Source organism: Haloferax marinum (genome assembly GCF_009674625.1).
Taxonomy (GTDB): Archaea; Halobacteriota; Halobacteria; order Halobacteriales; family Haloferacaceae; genus Haloferax; species Haloferax marinum.
Map to the genome: position 1 here is coordinate 102,527 of NZ_WKJQ01000003.1, position 16,318 is coordinate 118,844.

Genomic DNA, 16,318 nt, shown 5'->3' on the forward strand with positions numbered 1-16,318 from the left:
GTCGCCTGAGTGGCGTATGGGTGGTTCTAACTTTCACTATGTGTGAAACCGATGGACTATCAATTTCGGTCGCCTCTGAACTGTGGACCGAAAACAATGTCAGTATACTCGATGGTAGTTGTGAACTAGGATATGGACCGTTTCATTCACGAACCAGTTTCGAGTGAGACTCCGGTGAAAACGGTGTTCTAATGAGGGAGTTAGTGCCAGGATTCCTGTTCGTCGGCCAGTGTTGGGGCGATGTTCTTGAACGCCTCGATCGTCTCGTCGACGTGTTCTTCGGTGTGTTGGACGCTGATAGTCCACTGCTGGCGGGCACCGTAGGGGTGTGGAATAATACCCTGATTCACCATCCCAAACCAAAACAGCCGATGGAAGTCGTCGTTGATGTTCGCCATGAACTCCCGGTAGTTGGTGATGTTCGCGTCGGTGAACTGGACCATTCCCTGGGAGTTTACGTTTCGAACCTGTCCGGTGATTCCCGCATCTTCTATCACGTCTTCGTACCCTGATTTCATCTGTTCACCAAGCTTGTTCACGTGCTGGTATGCATCGTCGGTCAACACGTCACGAAGCGCCGTTACCAACGCTCGGAGGACGAATGGGTTCCCGTTATAGGTTCCGTAGTGCCACGCGTAGTCGTTCGAGATCTGGTCCATGATCGCATCAGACCCGCCGAACGCGCCGACAGACGTTTCGCCTCCGATCGACTTCGCCATCGTCACCATATCGGGCTGAACACCGTAGTACTCGGCAGCGCCACCGGGGGCGACCTTCACTCCTGTCTTCACCTCGTCGAAGATGAGGACGATGCCGTACTCGTCACAGAGGTCTTTGAGTCCTTCGAGGTAATCTTGCTGCGGAGGCGTCACCGACTTGTTCAACATAACCGGTTCGACGATGAATGCGCCGATTTCGTTTATGTTGTCTCGCATGATGTCTTCGGTCGCTTCGAGGTCGTTGAACGGTGCGATTTCGACAGTTTCGACCGTCTTATCTGGGATTCCGTGTCCGTCCGCTACCTTCATCGGTCGGTTCGGGTGGCCTGCTTTGCCCTTCGGTGGGGTGCCACTCACCATCACGTAATCGTGGACACCGTGGTACGTTCCTTCGATTTTGAGAAGCTTGTCTCGACCGGTGTACGCACGTGCCATCCGAATCGCGTGCATCGTCGCCTCCGTCCCACTGTTGGTGAACCGAACTTTCTCGAGTGCACTCCACCGCTTTTTCAGTTCTGTTGCGGCCTCCGCCAATAACCCGTGGGGCATCGTGTACAGCGTGCCCTCATCGAGTTGGTCGTGAAGTGCCGCTGTAATCTTTGGGTGGGTGTGTCCGCAGAGTCCCGCTCCGTTGTTCATGTCGTAGTCGAGATAACGGTTCCCGTCTACGTCTTCGAGATAGACTCCGTCGCTATGGTCGATGTAGAACGGATACGGGTCGAACTGACGAGACGTGCTCGCAACACCACTAGGAATGTGTTCGCGAGTCTCCTCGTGGAGTGTTTCGCTGGTCGGCGTACGCTCTCGGTACTCGGCCACTAGGTTCTCCCAATAAGCCATGACAGAGGTGATACGTGTCTGTCTAATAAGTGTGTGGGTGGTTGTGACACACGCTGGTGTTCATCCTTCCGACACAGCATCTCCACCCGTGAGACGGTCAGGATTTATGGTATGAGGTGTCGCACCATACCAGTGATGACAAGTTCTGATACTGACTACGACGTGGTCATCGTCGGAGGGGGTGTGGCCGGTTGTGCCTCCGCGTACCATCTTGCAACCGACCACGACGTCGCCATCGTCGAACGAGGTCAAATCGCCGGTGAGGCCTCCGGCTTGGCAGCCGGTCTCGTCGCGCCAACGTTGTTCCACGGTAGCCACCCAGACGTCGCACGGTACGCGAACCAGTGGTTCAGGGAGTTCGACGGGACGCAGAACTTCTCGTTTCACGAACGACCACGAATCGAGTTCATCCAACCCGACAGCGAGGACGTTGCGCGTGAACGTGCCGCAACTCTTTCCGACGAGGGGTTCCCGGTTTCCTTCCTCGAACCAACGGAGGTAGAACGAGAATATTCTCGGTTCGACGCCTCGCGGTTTGCTGGTGTCGTCGAGTACGCGGACACAGGGTGGGTCGACCCCTACGAATACACTGTCGCCCTCCAGAAGGCCGCTGAAGCCCGCGGTGTCGACGTGTTCAGGCACACACCGGTTAGTGACGTTCACGTCGAGGACGGGGTCGCAGAAATCGAACTCCCAGAACGGTCGCTGTCTGCGGAGTACTGTGTCATGGCCACGGGGTGGCGGACACGAGAGTTCCTCTCAGAATACATCGACCTTCCTATCCGGCCGTTTCATCTGCAGTGCGCAATGCTCCGACTCGAGGAACCCCTCGACGACACCTTCCCGCTGGGTCGGGTCGCCAGAGAAGAACTCTACTTCCGCGGTGAACTCAACGGTGACCTCCTCGTTGGTGGCGGAGAATATCTAGAGGATAACCCCGAAGTCAACGCCTCGGGTTCTGGGACCGACGACGAATTCCGACTTCACGTCGCGAGTACGATTCCAACCGTTATCCACGGAGCAGAACGGGCGGAGTTCGTCGACGGGTGGTCGGGCGTCGACGCGGCCACACCAGATACGCTCCCGCTCCTCGGGTCGTCATCTGCACTCCCAGACGAAATCGTCGTGGCTGTCGGCCTCAACGGGTTAGGGATGGTGAACTCTCCCATCGCGGCGGAAGCGGTTCGGTCGTACATCACGGGCGAAGAACCGGCGTTTTCGGTCGAACAGTTCGCCGTCGATAGATTCGAAGACGGTGCTGCTGATTTCGACCTTCGAGGAACGTTCGAGATGGAGGGTGCCGGCCGATAATCTGGTGTAGAACTCTCCGATCGGCAATTTCGCGTCCCTACGACTGAGCAGATAGGTCGTTCGAGTGTCCTGTATTCGACTATTCGATAACCCAAAGAGTTAGTACCGACCGATACCGTGTCAATCACACACATGGAAAGCGAGAGCTACGACGTTGTAATCGTCGGTGGTGGAATCAACGGTTGTGTGGCAGCGAAATTTCTCTCGGAGGACCACGACGTACTCGTTCTCGAGAGAGACCAGATTGCGGCCGCAACGACCGCGAAGGCGTCGGGGCTTATCTCGGTTGCTCACGACTACATCGGCCACCTAGAGGCCGCCAAGTACGCGGCCGACTTCTTCGACGAGTACGACGGTACGGGGGATTTCGAGTTCACCCAGCGGAAAAACCTCCGCCTCATTCCGCCGGGGACAGAGGAACTCGCTCAGTCCGAAGCAGAACAGATAGAAGAGCACTTCGAGATGGACTACATCGAGTCGACGAGCGAAATCGAAGACCGCTATCCTGGGGCCCTCGAGTTGGACCCCTTCGTCGGCGCTATCGAGGTCGAACAAGGTGGGTGGGTCGACCCGTACACACTGACGATTACCTACAAGGAAGACGCTGAAGACGCCGGTGCTGACTTCGAGACGGGTGTCGAGGTGACTGGCGTCACCACTGAGGACGGTGCAGTCACCGGTGTCGAGACGGACGGCGGCTCGTACGCTGCAGACACCGTCGTCGTCGCGATGGGCTGGCACACCAAGGAGTTCGTCTCCGAGTGGGTCGACCTTCCCATCCGACCGTTCCGCTACCAGTGGGTCAACCTCGAAGTGGAGCGTGAGTTCCCTGACTACTTCCCTGTCTGCTGGGACATTCGGAGTGGTCTCTACTGGCGTCCAGAGCACAACGGTGACCTCCACGTCGGCGGCGGAACGTACTACGTGGACGAACCTGGCACGACTCGGACGACCCCTACCGAGAGTTTCAAGCGTCACGTCGCCATGACGATTCCAGAGCAGGTAAAGAACGTCGAGGACGCACGCATCTCTAGTGGAGATACGTGTCACATCGGGGATACAGCGACCCCTGACGAGCGACCAATCCACGACGCGCCTGCGGACTGTCCCGACGGACTCGTCATCTCGACAGGAATGCACGGGTTCGGCATCATGGGGTCGCCCGTCACCGGTGCTGCAGTGCGTTCTCTCGTCACTGGCGAGGACGCACCGTTCCCACTGTCGAAATACACGCTCGACCGCTTCGATGACGGCCCACAAGACTGGACCACGACGTTCATCAACGAGTCTCCGGACGACATTGGCAGCTAAAGAGACCGTCTGTTACCCTTCGAATTTGGTCTGAGACGACGGCCCACCGACTTCCATCTGTTCGGTGAAAAGCGCCTTCACAAGTATGGAATTGGGGGACACTCCGACCGGACCTGTCTGCTCGGCTGGACATGCCTGCTCGACTGGACCTGTCTGGTATCGAGTCGTCTCTTCGGTTGTGAGCCTGTTCTGTTGCAGTTAGCGGTCTGCCCACCACTGGACGGCGTCGGTTATTTCGAACGCCTCGTCCCCTTCGAATCGTGTCGGGTCGAACTCAGACGGGTCGACGAGGGGGTCTGTGCCCACGATTAGGTCGGTGAGCAGACGAGCAGCGAAGGGGCTATTCGAGACACCCTCTCCGTTGAATCCGGAACAGACGTAGAGCCCTTCGATATCTGTCTCTCCGATGTATGGATAGCGGTCGGGGGTCGCCGAGACACGTCCCGCCCAGTCGTCGTGGAGCGTTGCGTCTTCGAGGACTGGCAGTATCCTGGGGGCTAGCTCACCGACCTGTAGGAGGAACGGCACTCTTGCCCGAGTACGAAACGACTCGAGGTCTGTCACCGGTGTCGTGGTTCCGCCACCGAACAGGACCCGGCCCTCGGGTGTCGACCGACCGTAGACACTCAAATCCGGCGCGCTCCACATGGGAATGTCTCTGTCAGACGGTGGTTCGAGAATCGCAATCTGGCTCGTTCGCGGTCGCAGAGCGACGTCCGTCCCCGCCCGTTGGAGAAGTCGCTTCGTCCACGCACCGGCGGCGACGACCACGATTGGCGACTCGTACCTGCCGTCAGTCGTCTGCACAGAGATTTCGTTTCCTTCTACCTCGAAGTCTCGAGCTTCTTCTTGTACCAGTGTCGCCCCCTCGTCACGAGCAACTGCATGGGCCGCGAGTGTCAACTGCTTTGGGTCAGTGTAGACTGCGTCTTCGAAGCCCAGTGCCACTGTGACGTCGTCTGTGGCGAATTCTGGCTCTCGCTCAGCCAACTCGTCGGCGTTCAACAGTTCTGTCTCGATAGTCGTCGATTCGTGCTCTGACCGGAGGTAGTCTGCTCCTTCGTCACTGTATGCGATGGAGTAGGACTTCGTCCTGTGGAGCGTGAGGTCGTCGTACTTCTGTTCGTACTCTTCGTAGAGTTCACGCCCAAGTCGAGAGGCATCTGCCCCGAACCGTTCGTGGCGATAGATGGTCAGATTTCCCGCGGCACGGCCGCTTGCCTTGCTCGCGGGAGCGTCGCGTTCGAGAATGACGACGTTTTCTACCCCTGCCCTGGTGAGTTGAACCGCACAGTTCGCACCGACGATGCCACCACCAACGACTACGGCGCCGACACGTCTGCTAGTCATTTTCTCACAATAATCTACTACTTGGTTAAGTGTTACGGGGTAGCAGGATCTACCTTCGGTAAAGAGTCGTTAGTCCGCTGCTATGCTTCTGTGGTTTGCATCTCTGCTTCGATTGCTTCCTTTGTGTGGAGTAATTGGTCGACGATTTGGTGAGGCACGCTGGTCTCGAAGTGATAGCTCGGCCACCCGACGGTGATTGCTCCGATTATCGTCCCGTCAGGACCCGTGATGACCACACCGATGTTGTCGAACCCTTCGACGATCTCTTGCTTCGCGCTGGAGTATCCTCGTTCCCGAACCTGTTCTAACTCTTCGGACAGTACCTCGCGACTCGTAATAGAGTACTGTGTGGATTCGGGGAGTCCCCACTCGTCTAGTACTTCTTCGACGTCACTCTCAGACATCGCTGCAAGTATTGCCTTTCCAGATGCCGTACAGCCCATCGGGTAGAATGTCCCGACGTTCAGATTTGAATCCGCTGTGGGGTACTTCGTGAACTTGTACCCGGTATCGATGACCGATACGACACGGCCGTGTTCCTCGACCAGAAACTCGATCTCCAGTTCCAGTCGCTCTGCGAGTTCGAGCACATTTCGTCTGATTACTTCGATGTAAGGAATGCTTTGGGTGGCTGAGACACCGTGTTTGAGAAACTTCATCCCCAGCGAATATCTGCCGTCCCTCCTGACGAGGACGCCTTCGTGTTCGAGTGTCACCAAGTGGTTGTGAGCCGTACTGTGTCCGATGTCGAACTCGGAGGCGACATCGGTCAGGCGCACACTCCCCTGTTCCTCGACGTACTCGAGAATACGCAGCGAGCGTATCGTCGATTTGACCAACCGTCCGGAACCGGTGTGTGTCATTACCTGTCTATGGGCGAATATTCCCATAAATCTGTCTCGGGATAGAGCGTCTCAATCGACACACAGCAACACCGGACAATGCCAGACCAAAGAAGCCGACTATCTGACTCACATGTCATCCGAAGAAAAGTATAACCGAGTCATCAGAGTAGAGGTGTCTATGCCTCGTCCTGAGTCATACGACGTGATTGTCGTTGGGGGTGGTGTCATCGGCTGTGCGACAGCGCGAGAACTAGCCCCTGACCACGACGTCCTCGTCTTGGAAGGTGGTACAGCCGGTGGCGATACGAGTCCGAAAGCGTCTGGACTGATAACTACGTGTCCTGACTTTCCTGACTATCCCGAAGCGTGCGCCTACGCTATGGAGTTCTTCCACTCCTACGATGGGACAGGGCAGTTCACGTTCACACCGCGACCAGGTATCAACCTCGTCTCCGCCGAGGAAGAATCCTGGGGACGTGAACACGCAACTGAGATGGCTTCCCACGGGTTCGACGTGACGTATCTCACTTCCACAGAGATTGCCGACCGATATCCTGGTGCGCTGGTAGTAGACAAATTCGTCGGTGGTGTGGTGTTCGACGATTGTGGTTGGGTCGACCCCTACACGTACACGATGACGCTGAAGGCGGACGCCGAGGGTCGTGGTGCCCAATACGAGACGAACATGCACGTCGAAGCTGTGGAGACCGATGATGGGTCGGTGACCGGTGTACGCGTAAATGGGGAGACTATCACGGCTGATCACGTGGTCTGTGCGACTGGCTGGCGGACCCGAAGTCTCCTCTCAGACCTTGTCGAAGTTCCGGTCCGACCGTTCCGTTGGCAAACTGTGAACCTCGAGGTGAGTCGAGAGTTCGACGAGGAGTTCCCGATGGCGTGGGACGCACACTCCGGCATGTACTGGCGTCCGGAACACAACGGGGACCTCCACGTCGGCGGCGGCACGTACTTCGTCGAGAACCCTGGGAACGTCCGAAGCTCCATCACGGAAAGCTTCCGCAAAGCGGTCGCAGAGGCCGTCGTTGACCGTGTCAAGGACGTCGAAGACGCCCGAATCAAAAGTGAGGACTGCTGTCCGTCAGGTGACGCGGCCACGCCAGACGACGTGCCGATTATCGACGCCCCCAGCGAGGCACCAGATGGGCTCATCGTCGCAATCACGGGACCCGTTGGGGGAATCATGTGCTCGCCGTTCGTCGCGACTGCCGTTCGCTCGCTCGTTACGGGGGAGTCTGCACCGTTCCCAATCGAACCGTATCGCCTCGGACGGTTCGAGAACCGGTCTGCTGACTTCGAGTGTGCACACGTCACAGAACGGACAGTCCATACCGATTGAGGTACCGAAGCAATCATCTGATGGAGATTGTTTGTGATTCAGAATTCGGAACGAGTTGAGCAAGTGAATTGAATAACTAGTCCCTGACACAGACCGTCTCGAGTCGATGGCTCCATTCGACGAATCTTCTGACGGACGACAGGGGGAACACTCCTCCAGCAAGCACATTGGGCTGACAGTCTTAGATGCGCACACTGTGTAGATACTGACACTATCCGGTTCTGTCAGTAGGGTACATTTCAGCGATATACACGGACGCACTGTCACCACGTGTTCAATGAGAAGACTGGGACGATGTTCGCGTAGTCGAACGTTGCACTTCGACTATCGTTCTTCAAAATCTACGCGCTCCTCTCCCAGTCGTGCCTGTCGTGGTTATGAGGGTAGAACGCGTAGTTCTCTGTATGGCCGACACCAAAGAAGCCCGCGACGACAAGGGCCGAGACGAGAACAAGCGTCAACTCGAACACGAAGTCGAAGAGGAGATCGAACACCTCGAAGAAGACGAAGAGCGCCGCGCAGAGCACGAAGAAGACGAACTCGAATTAGAACTCGGCAGAGACGAGTGAGACCGAGACCCCCGACGCGGCGTCTGATTTTGCGTGATTCTACAGCGAGACTGGAGGAATAGACGAGACACGGCGAGACGAGACGACAACGTGTTTACGAGGAATTTCAGAACACCGATGTACCCGCTCGCAGGCCCCTGACAGGTGATGCGGCCGTGTTTCGTCCGGCGATATTGTCAGAGTCACGTTTCAGATTGGCCCTCGAGGTTCGAATGATGTTTCAACGTTAGTCAGCTCTATTGGTGGGTGATAGAAGTCCTGTTCTGCAACTACACGTATTATATTTTAAGCAAGATTTATATATGGATGGGGCTTACTTGTGGTAAGCGTAGTTCGCTCCGTTGGCATCGTCACCAGCGGAAGAACACCTAATTCGCACCATGAGTTCAGTAGAATTTACGACCCAGAGAGAACGCCGCACATCGACCACCGAAGAGAAAGATGTCAACCGCAAGGAACTGGATATCTGTCCGGAGTGTAGTGGCCGACTAACGACAGACGCCGAACACGCAGAGACGGCGTGCACCGAATGCGGACTCGTCGTCACCGAAGGACACATCGACACCGGTCCTGAATGGCGTGCATACGATGCTGGCCAGGAAAACAGTCGGAGTCGCGTCGGTGCGCCAACGACGAAGATGCTCCACGACAAAGGACTCTCCAGCCACATCGGGTGGGAGAACCGTGATAGCTATGGAAAGACGTTGAACTCACGCCAACGTCAGCAAATCCAACGACTCCGTACGTGGGACGAACGATTCCGCACTCGGGACCACAAAGAACGTAACCTCAAACAGGCACTCGGTGAAATCGACCGCATGGGGAGCGCACTCGGCCTCCCTGCCGAAGTTCGTGAGACTGCGAGTGTCATCTATCGCCGAGCACTCGACGCGGGGCTTCTCCCTGGGCGAACTATCGAAGGAATCGCCACCGCGTCACTGTATGCGGCTGCTCGGCAGATGAGTACACCTCGAAGCATCGGTGAGGTCGACACGGTAAGCCGAGTCGACGAGATGGAGTTCAAGCGAGCGTACCGGTACATCGCCCGAGAACTCGGACTGGCCGTCAAACCCGCGAGTCCACAGCAGTACGTTGGCCGTCTCACGTCGAAGCTGGATGTCGACACCGAGACCGAACACCTCGCGCGTGACCTCCTCAAACTCGCCGAAGGAACGGTGGTTCCCAACGGAAAGAGTCCGATCGGCCTCGCGGCTGCGGCAATCTATGCAGCAGCACGACTCACCGGCCGAGACGTCACCCAGGACGACGTGAGCACGGTTGCTGAGGTTAGCACTGTCACCATCCGAAACCGGTACCAGGAACTCCTCGACCTGTACGAAGAACAGCAGTCGGTTCGCCTGTGACCCGACACGACAGAAGGAGCGACACGCTAGACCGATTGTCGAAGCCGGTTGGAGTGGTCGACGATAGGTGATGGAAGCCACGAACGACGAGGAACTAACTATCGTCGGCACGTACTCAGTGCAAATGACCACCCACTCTGTCGACTCAGCAGACACCCACGTCGACGACGGACACGAGACAGAGAAGCCACCCACCGACGACAACCCCACATTCGAGATTACAGTTGACGGTGACACACAGGTACTCCTCACTCAGGAAGATTTCAACGCATTTCCAACCGTCGAACGCGAGTGTACCGTCGTGTGCGACACGGGCAAGAAGACGACCGCGACCTGGAGCGGTGTCTCCGTCTCGACACTCCTCGAACAGGCAGGTACGCCGCCAGAGGCGACACACGTCCGAGTGACGAGTGACGACGGGTATGGCGTGTGTGTCGACGTCGTGACCGCCCTGGACTCGTTTATCGCAACCGCCCGCGACAACAACTCTCTCGCCAACGACGGTGGGTACGCGACGCGATTTCTCGGACCGAACATGGACGGAAAACGCATGGTCAAAGGGGCCACTCGTATCGAGACACTGGAACTCGAACCGGGTGCAGACCCAGCAGACTTCGAGTCGCGGTTACTCGACGACCCCACCGAGGAGTAACAGAGTCCCGAGATACAGATTCGGGCTTCTTCGGAGACAATCGACGAATTCGGGCCGTGTCGTTCAGACACGCGGACCAACTGGGAAGATGTACAGTGGCCGTCGAGTGGGCGGCGCCCCAAGGATATCTCTCACGCGCTCGTCGTCGAACGCACCGACCGAGACAGTCGAAAGCCCCAGTGACTCTGCCTGAAGATAGATATTCTGCCCGGCGTGACCGGCCTCCATCGGAACGTATCGACTAGCTCCACGTTGGCCGTACTTTTGCGTCGTTCGTTCGTCGACCGCACACACGATGATACTGATGGGGGCCAGTTCGACGATATCCTGGTCGAGTGCTGCAGTTCGTAACTGCTTCCGAACGTCACCTGACTGAACTCGCTCGAGTTCGTGACCTACTGGACTGTACCGATAGACACCAGCGCCGAGGCTCTCGACCGCGTCTGCACCGATAGTAACGGAGAGTTCGAGCGGATATAGCGCACCAGCGCTCGGTGCCGTTCGATATGCTCCTCGTCGGTCGGTCACCCCCTGTGCGGCCCAGAGTAACTGCCCGAGTTCTGTTCTCTCGAGCGGTCTGTCACCGTAGGTACGTCGAGACCGGCGGTTGAAGAGCGCTTCCTCGACCGAGAGTCCACCCGTTCTCTGTGGTGGGGGCAGGGATATGGTATCTTCTGAGAACAGTCGCGAACTACCACCATCCTGATTACCACCAAAGCGGTTCATCGTTCTAGATACGTTCGAGAAGACCAAAGCGGTGCTGTGAGTTTTCTAAGCGGTGAGTCTGGATAGCAACAGATGCGGATTTAGTCTCGTATCGACATCCTACGACTCTCTGGGAGCGACGTAATCGCACTCCCGGACACACTCTTCTTTGAGTGGGCTGTCTCCCAGAACTTGCTCGGCTCGGGCTCCACTTCGGAAGACGGTCATTCCCTTGAGCCCATACCTGCGTGCACTGTGGAAGATATCTTCGATGTCTTCGACGGACGCCGACTGCGGGACGTTCACCGTCTTGCTGACCGCGTTGTCGACGTGTTCTTGAAACGCTGCTTGGATTCGAAGGTGTTGTTCGGCAGGAACGTCGTGTGCCGTCTGGAAGAGCTGTTTCACGTCGTCTGGTATCTCCGGGACGTCTTGAATCGACGTTCGGTCGTGGATACGCTGGAGGAGTTCTGGCGAGTAGAACCCTCGCTCTTTAGCTCTGTCGACGAACCGTTCGTTGCGTATCTCCAACCCCTCTAGGACGTGTTTGGTGTACGCGACGTTGTATATGGGTTCGATACTAGACGAACAGTTGGCGATGAGTGAAATCGTCCCTGTGGGCGCAATCGCAGTCGTCGTGGCGTTCCTGACCGGGTTCTCGTGGGTCGACTCTACCCACGCTGGGAACGGCCCCCGTTCATCGGCGAGTTGTTTGGACGCAACCCACGCTTCGTCGTGGACGAACTCCATCAGGTCGCTGGCGAACTCGACAGCCTCGTCAGAGTCGTAGGGGATTCCGACGTCGACGAGCATATCGTGGAACCCCATCACTCCGAGTCCTAGGCGACGAGTCTTCCGTACCATCGTTTCGATTTCTGGGATGGGAAACGACGACATCTCCAGAGCGTCGTCCAGGAGTCGGATTCCGAGGTGGACGGTTTCTCGCAGTTTTTCCCAGTCCACCTCACCACGTTCTGCGTGCTGACCGAGGTTGACCGACCCGAGGATACACGCCTCGTACGGGAGTTCTGGAACTTCCCCACAGGGGTTCGTCGCTTCGATTCTCCCGAGAGTGGGCACCGGGTTATCTTCGTTGATCCGGTCGAGGAACAACATCCCTGGGTCACCGCTCTCCCACGCTGCCGCTGCTATCAGGCCCAAAATGACTTCTGGGTCCTCTTGCCGGACAACAGCACCGGTTCGTGGGTTAACCAGATTGTAGGCCGTGCCCGACTCCAGAGCCTCCCAAAACGTCTCGTCGGTCGCCACTGAGAGGTTAAAGTTGCGTAACACGCCTTCCTCCCGTTTGGCGGTGATGAACTCCTCGATGTCGGGGTGGCTAACGTCGAGGACACCCATGTTTGCACCACGTCTTCGACCACCCTGTTTGATCTGTTCGGTCGTCGAATCGAACACCTTCATGAAGCTCACGGGACCGGACGCCACGCCACCGCTTTTCATCACGACATCTCCTCTCGGTCGGAGGTTCGAGAAGGAAAACCCCGTTCCGCCACCACTCTGGTGAATGAGAGCGGTTTGTTTGACCGCGGTGAAGATGGACTCGAGCGAATCTTCGATTGGCAGCACGAAACAGGCAGCAAGTTGCTGGAGGTCGGTCCCAGCGTTCATCAGCGTCGGTGAGTTCGGGAGGAAGTCGAGCGAGCGCATCAACCGGTAGAACTGGGCTTCGGTTGCGTCCACGTCACCGCCGAACTGTGCTTCTGCCTCCGCGAGATTCGCAGCGACGCGATGGAATAGTTCGTCCGGCGTCTCGACGACGGCCCCTTGGCTGTCCCGTTTGAGATAGCGCCGATGGAGAACCGTCGTGGCGATGGGGCCGAGTGGACGCATACTATCTCTATGGCCCCGTTCTACTATGCTGTTTTGTGTACCAGCGTGGTTCGGGCCATTGAAACCCACCCTGCCGGTAGATGTCGAAGACTCCTTGTTCGATATCGTCTCGAATGATATCGACGGTCTCCTCGTCGAGAGTCACGAAGTGACAAAGTGGGTGGCCCTGGTACGCGACAGCGTTCTCTAAGACGCCGATGACGAGACCGGTCGATGGTGCACGAACCACTTCGACGTGGTCCTTAAAGTGGTCAGAGATGGTGAACAGTGGGTCTCCCTCTTCGACGAGCGGATGCGGACCCCACTCCATCTCGACGAGCCCAGCGGTTTCGGCACGGAGCCACGTCTTTTCTCTGTCGCGGGCGACCACACGCGTCCACCCCGGCCACGAGACGGGTCGGTCGGATAGCACCTCGTGTTCGGCAAGGACGCTCGCGACACAGTGTAGAGCCCGGTCTAGATGTGCTGTCTGGAAGCGATGGGCCCGCCCCATCTCTACCGTGACAGTCGGGATACCGTCCCTGCATGCGCTCCGCCTGAGTGTCCCAACCGAACCCTCCCCATCGAGTATGACGCTCGTACCGAACGCTCGGGCGACTCGTTCGACGGCCGGGTCACGCATGTCGGCGCGGACGTGGTACATTGTCGCTCGATTTCGCGTCGACGTGTGGAAGTCGAGGCCGAGGTCACACTTCGAGATGAACTCCTCGAATATCGTGTTCGCGAGTCGCTTCGCCATCGTACCGCGTGAATTTCCGGGAAAGGACCGGTTGAGGTCCTCGTCGTAGATGGGGACGTACCGCTGTTGGGCGAGGAACCCTGGGACGTTCAAGACGTGGAGACAGACGAGCGTCCCGTTGATCGCATCGGGGGCGTACTGACTCGCCACTTCCTGAACGATTTTGACACCGTTGAGTTCGTCACCGTGGACTGCGGCGGTGAGAAAGACCCGCGGTCCGTCTGACTCACCGTTAATGACCGTAACTGGAATCTCGATGGGGTCACCGTGATACGTCTCACTGCACTTGAAGCGGAACGTTCGCTTCTCGCCCGCTTCGACGGTCCGTCCACCGATGGAAATCGAATCTGCGGTCATCGCAACGCCTCCGTAGTGAGGGAGGTGAGCACGAACGTCGCGACGCTCGTTGCGTCCACACACGCGGCCCAACTCTGTTCACGTCTGCCGATGGCTGTCGTCGAGGTCAGTCGGCCCAAGTCCTGCGCCCCATCAACTTCGGCTGTCCCGGTGAATCCGCACCCACCGACTAGCAGGGTGTTCATGCCGAAAGGTCGACCCCTCTGAGTCGTCTGGCGTTCACCGCGACGATGATGGTCGACAGCGACATGAACACCGCGCCGATCGCCGGCGACAGAAGGATGCCGATGGGTGCGAGAATCCCCGCGGCCAGCGGGAGTGCGAAGACGTTGTACCCGGTTGCCCAGACGAGGTTCTCCTGCATCTTCCGGTAGCTTGCCTTCGAGAGGCGGACGAGGCGCACCACGTCCAGTGGGTTGTTATCGACGAGGATGATATCGCCGGACTCGATAGCGACGTCCGTCCCCGACCCGATTGCGATGCCGACGTCAGCACGAGTCAGCGCTGGTGCGTCGTTGACGCCGTCGCCGACCATCGCGACCCGTTTTCCTTCAGACTGGAGCTGTGCGACTTTCGTGTCTTTTTCTTCAGGGAGGACCTCTGCGAAGTACTGGTCTATCCCGAGTTCGTCAGCGACGGCACGAGCGACGTCTTCGGAGTCACCCGTCAACATCGCTACCTCGATGCCCATTTCGTGCAGTGCATCGATGGCTCGACGACTCTCGTCGCGGATGACGTCTGCGAGCGCGAACGCTGCAACGATTTCAGACTCGCCCCTGACGAGATAGACGACGGATTGAGCATTCGCACCCGCTTCATCTGCGAAGACAGCAACATCCGCTGAGCGCTCGATACCGAGCGTCTGGATGAGGTTTGGTCCACCGAGATGAACTGTCGAACCGTCCACAGTAGCTTTGACGCCACGGCCACGGAGGTTCTCGAAGTCCGAGACGCTCGTTCGTGAGACGCCACGTTCTTCAGCAGCGGTTCTGATTGCGCGTGCAATCATGTGTTCCGAGTCACCTTCGACACCAGAGGCGACTTCGAACACTCGTCGTTCGTCCCAGTCGCCCGCAATCTCGACGCTGACGACCCCCTGTTCACCTTTGGTGAGGGTGCCAGTCTTGTCGAACATCACGATGTCTAGGTTTCGGGCTTCCTCCATGGCGATTCGGTCGCGGATGAGCATTCCATTCTGGGCAGCAGTCGACGTGTTGATGGCGACGACCAGCGGGACTGCGAGCCCGAGTGCGTGAGGGCAGGCGATGACGAGGACGGTAACTGCACGTTCGAGAACGTTGATGTCGAACCCGATCGCGACGGTCCACGCGAGAGCCGTAATTCCCGCGACTGCGAGTGCGATGTAGAAGAGCCACCCAGCGGCTTTGTCAGCGAGTAACTGCGTTCGAGACTTCGACTGTTGGGCCTCCTCGACGAGACGCATGATTCCTGCCAAGGCCGTCTCGTCACCGGTCTTCGTCACGCGGACGCGAAGACTCCCGTCTTGATTGACTGTTCCAGCGATGACCGACTCACCGGGTTGCTTGTCGACCGGGCGTGACTCACCTGTAATCATCGACTCGTCTACTGACGAGTCTCCGTCGACGACTTCGCCGTCAGCGGGGACCGATGCACCTGGTCGGACAAGGACGACATCGGTCTCAGAAAGAGTAGAGACAGGAACTTCTTCAGTCTCCCCGCTCTCGGTGATGCGCTCCGCAGTATCTGGCATGAGTTTCGCCAACTCGTCGAGTGCACCCGACGCCTGTCGAACAGAGCGCATCTCCATCCAGTGGCCCAGCAGCATGATATCGATGAGGGTGACCAGTTCCCAGAAGAACGGCGTCGTCCCTTCGATGAACAGACTGGCCAGAGAGTAGACGAACGCGACAGTGATGGCCAGTGAGATGAGCATCATCATCCCCGGTTCACGGTTTTCGAGTTCCGTCCGAGCCATCGAGAGGAACGGGAGGCCACCGTATGCGAAGATAACTACCGAAAGAACTGGAGTAATCCAGGCGCTTCCTGGGAACGTGGGCGCGGTGTACCCGAAGACACCCTGAATGAACTCGCTGAAGAAGATGACTGGAATCGAGAGGACGAGCGACACCAAGAACCGCTGCCTGAACATCTGTTCGTGTCCGGTGTGGTCAGTATGAGACCTGTTGTGGTCGTGTACGTGGTCGTCGTGTGCGTGTCTCTCCGTCGAGTTCGAATGGTGTACGTGCCCAGCACCATCTTCGTGGGATTGCTCGGCACTCTCGTGGTGGTCTTCTCGTTTTGGCTGTCGTGACCCGTTCGAGTGACCGTGGTTGGCGCCGCTCATACATTGTCTATCGTTGTCTACC

General features: G+C 57.8%; 14 protein-coding genes. 6 read left to right on the forward strand and 8 right to left on the reverse strand.

Features of this window, described 5'->3' with window-relative positions; all coding sequences use genetic code 11:
- Positions 1-200 precede the first annotated feature (200 nt).
- The gene (locus GJR99_RS16930) at positions 201-1,559 is read right to left on the reverse strand and encodes an aspartate aminotransferase family protein (RefSeq protein ID WP_151114242.1); all 1,359 of its coding nucleotides are present in this window, start codon (positions 1,557-1,559) and stop codon (positions 201-203) included.
- 135 nt (positions 1,560-1,694) lie between these two features.
- Between GJR99_RS16930 and GJR99_RS16935 the strand changes: the two genes are divergently transcribed.
- Positions 1,695-2,870, forward strand: a complete 1,176-nt coding sequence (locus GJR99_RS16935; protein ID WP_191967176.1) for an NAD(P)/FAD-dependent oxidoreductase — start codon at positions 1,695-1,697, stop codon at positions 2,868-2,870.
- A gap of 132 nt (positions 2,871-3,002) precedes the next feature.
- A complete protein-coding gene (locus GJR99_RS16940; protein WP_151114244.1) occupies positions 3,003-4,181 on the forward strand; it encodes an NAD(P)/FAD-dependent oxidoreductase in 1,179 nt (392 codons plus the stop codon).
- A 198-nt stretch (positions 4,182-4,379) separates the two neighbouring features.
- Here the strand turns inward: GJR99_RS16940 and GJR99_RS16945 are convergent, their stop codons facing one another.
- Both GJR99_RS16945 and GJR99_RS16950 read right to left on the reverse strand, forming a co-directional pair.
- Positions 4,380-5,531 carry an NAD(P)/FAD-dependent oxidoreductase gene (locus GJR99_RS16945; protein ID WP_151114245.1) on the reverse strand — a complete coding sequence of 384 codons (1,152 nt, stop codon included), beginning with the start codon at positions 5,529-5,531 and terminating at the stop codon, positions 4,380-4,382.
- 80 nt (positions 5,532-5,611) lie between these two features.
- Entirely contained in the window at positions 5,612-6,394 is a 783-nt protein-coding gene (locus tag GJR99_RS16950) for an IclR family transcriptional regulator (protein ID WP_191967177.1), read from the reverse strand.
- Between the two features lie 160 nt (positions 6,395-6,554).
- Between GJR99_RS16950 and GJR99_RS16955 the strand changes: the two genes are divergently transcribed.
- From GJR99_RS16955 to GJR99_RS16970, 4 genes are all read left to right on the forward strand, one after another.
- The gene (locus tag GJR99_RS16955) at positions 6,555-7,733 is read left to right on the forward strand and encodes an NAD(P)/FAD-dependent oxidoreductase (protein ID WP_151114247.1); all 1,179 of its coding nucleotides are present in this window, start codon (positions 6,555-6,557) and stop codon (positions 7,731-7,733) included.
- A 404-nt stretch (positions 7,734-8,137) separates the two neighbouring features.
- Positions 8,138-8,302, forward strand: coding sequence for a hypothetical protein (locus GJR99_RS16960; RefSeq protein WP_154326136.1), 165 nt, complete (start codon positions 8,138-8,140; stop codon positions 8,300-8,302).
- 380 nt (positions 8,303-8,682) lie between these two features.
- Entirely contained in the window at positions 8,683-9,666 is a 984-nt protein-coding gene (locus GJR99_RS16965) for a transcription initiation factor IIB (RefSeq protein WP_151114248.1), read from the forward strand.
- A 70-nt stretch (positions 9,667-9,736) separates the two neighbouring features.
- Positions 9,737-10,318, forward strand: a complete 582-nt coding sequence (locus GJR99_RS16970; RefSeq protein ID WP_225317682.1) for a molybdopterin-dependent oxidoreductase — start codon at positions 9,737-9,739, stop codon at positions 10,316-10,318.
- Positions 10,319-10,381: 63 nt separating this feature from the next.
- On the opposite strand, the gene GJR99_RS16975 is transcribed toward GJR99_RS16970, so the two are convergent.
- From GJR99_RS16975 to GJR99_RS16995, 5 genes are all read right to left on the reverse strand, one after another.
- Positions 10,382-11,044 (reverse strand): SagB/ThcOx family dehydrogenase, encoded by a 663-nt coding sequence (locus tag GJR99_RS16975; protein WP_151114249.1) that lies wholly within the window; start codon positions 11,042-11,044, stop codon positions 10,382-10,384.
- A gap of 99 nt (positions 11,045-11,143) precedes the next feature.
- Positions 11,144-12,874, reverse strand: a complete 1,731-nt coding sequence (locus tag GJR99_RS16980) for an adenosylcobalamin-dependent ribonucleoside-diphosphate reductase (protein ID WP_151114250.1) — start codon at positions 12,872-12,874, stop codon at positions 11,144-11,146.
- Positions 12,875-12,881: 7 nt separating this feature from the next.
- On the reverse strand, positions 12,882-13,970 hold the full coding sequence (locus GJR99_RS16985; RefSeq protein ID WP_151114251.1) for a succinylglutamate desuccinylase/aspartoacylase family protein: 1,089 nt from the start codon (positions 13,968-13,970) through the stop codon (positions 12,882-12,884).
- Entirely contained in the window at positions 13,967-14,155 is a 189-nt protein-coding gene (locus GJR99_RS16990) for a hypothetical protein (RefSeq protein ID WP_151114252.1), read from the reverse strand. Before GJR99_RS16990 ends, GJR99_RS16985 begins: the two co-directional genes overlap by 4 nt.
- Positions 14,152-16,101 (reverse strand): heavy metal translocating P-type ATPase, encoded by a 1,950-nt coding sequence (locus GJR99_RS16995; RefSeq protein ID WP_151114253.1) that lies wholly within the window; start codon positions 16,099-16,101, stop codon positions 14,152-14,154. The genes GJR99_RS16990 and GJR99_RS16995 overlap by 4 nt, the downstream gene beginning before the upstream one ends.
- Between the last annotated feature and the right edge of the window lie 217 nt (positions 16,102-16,318).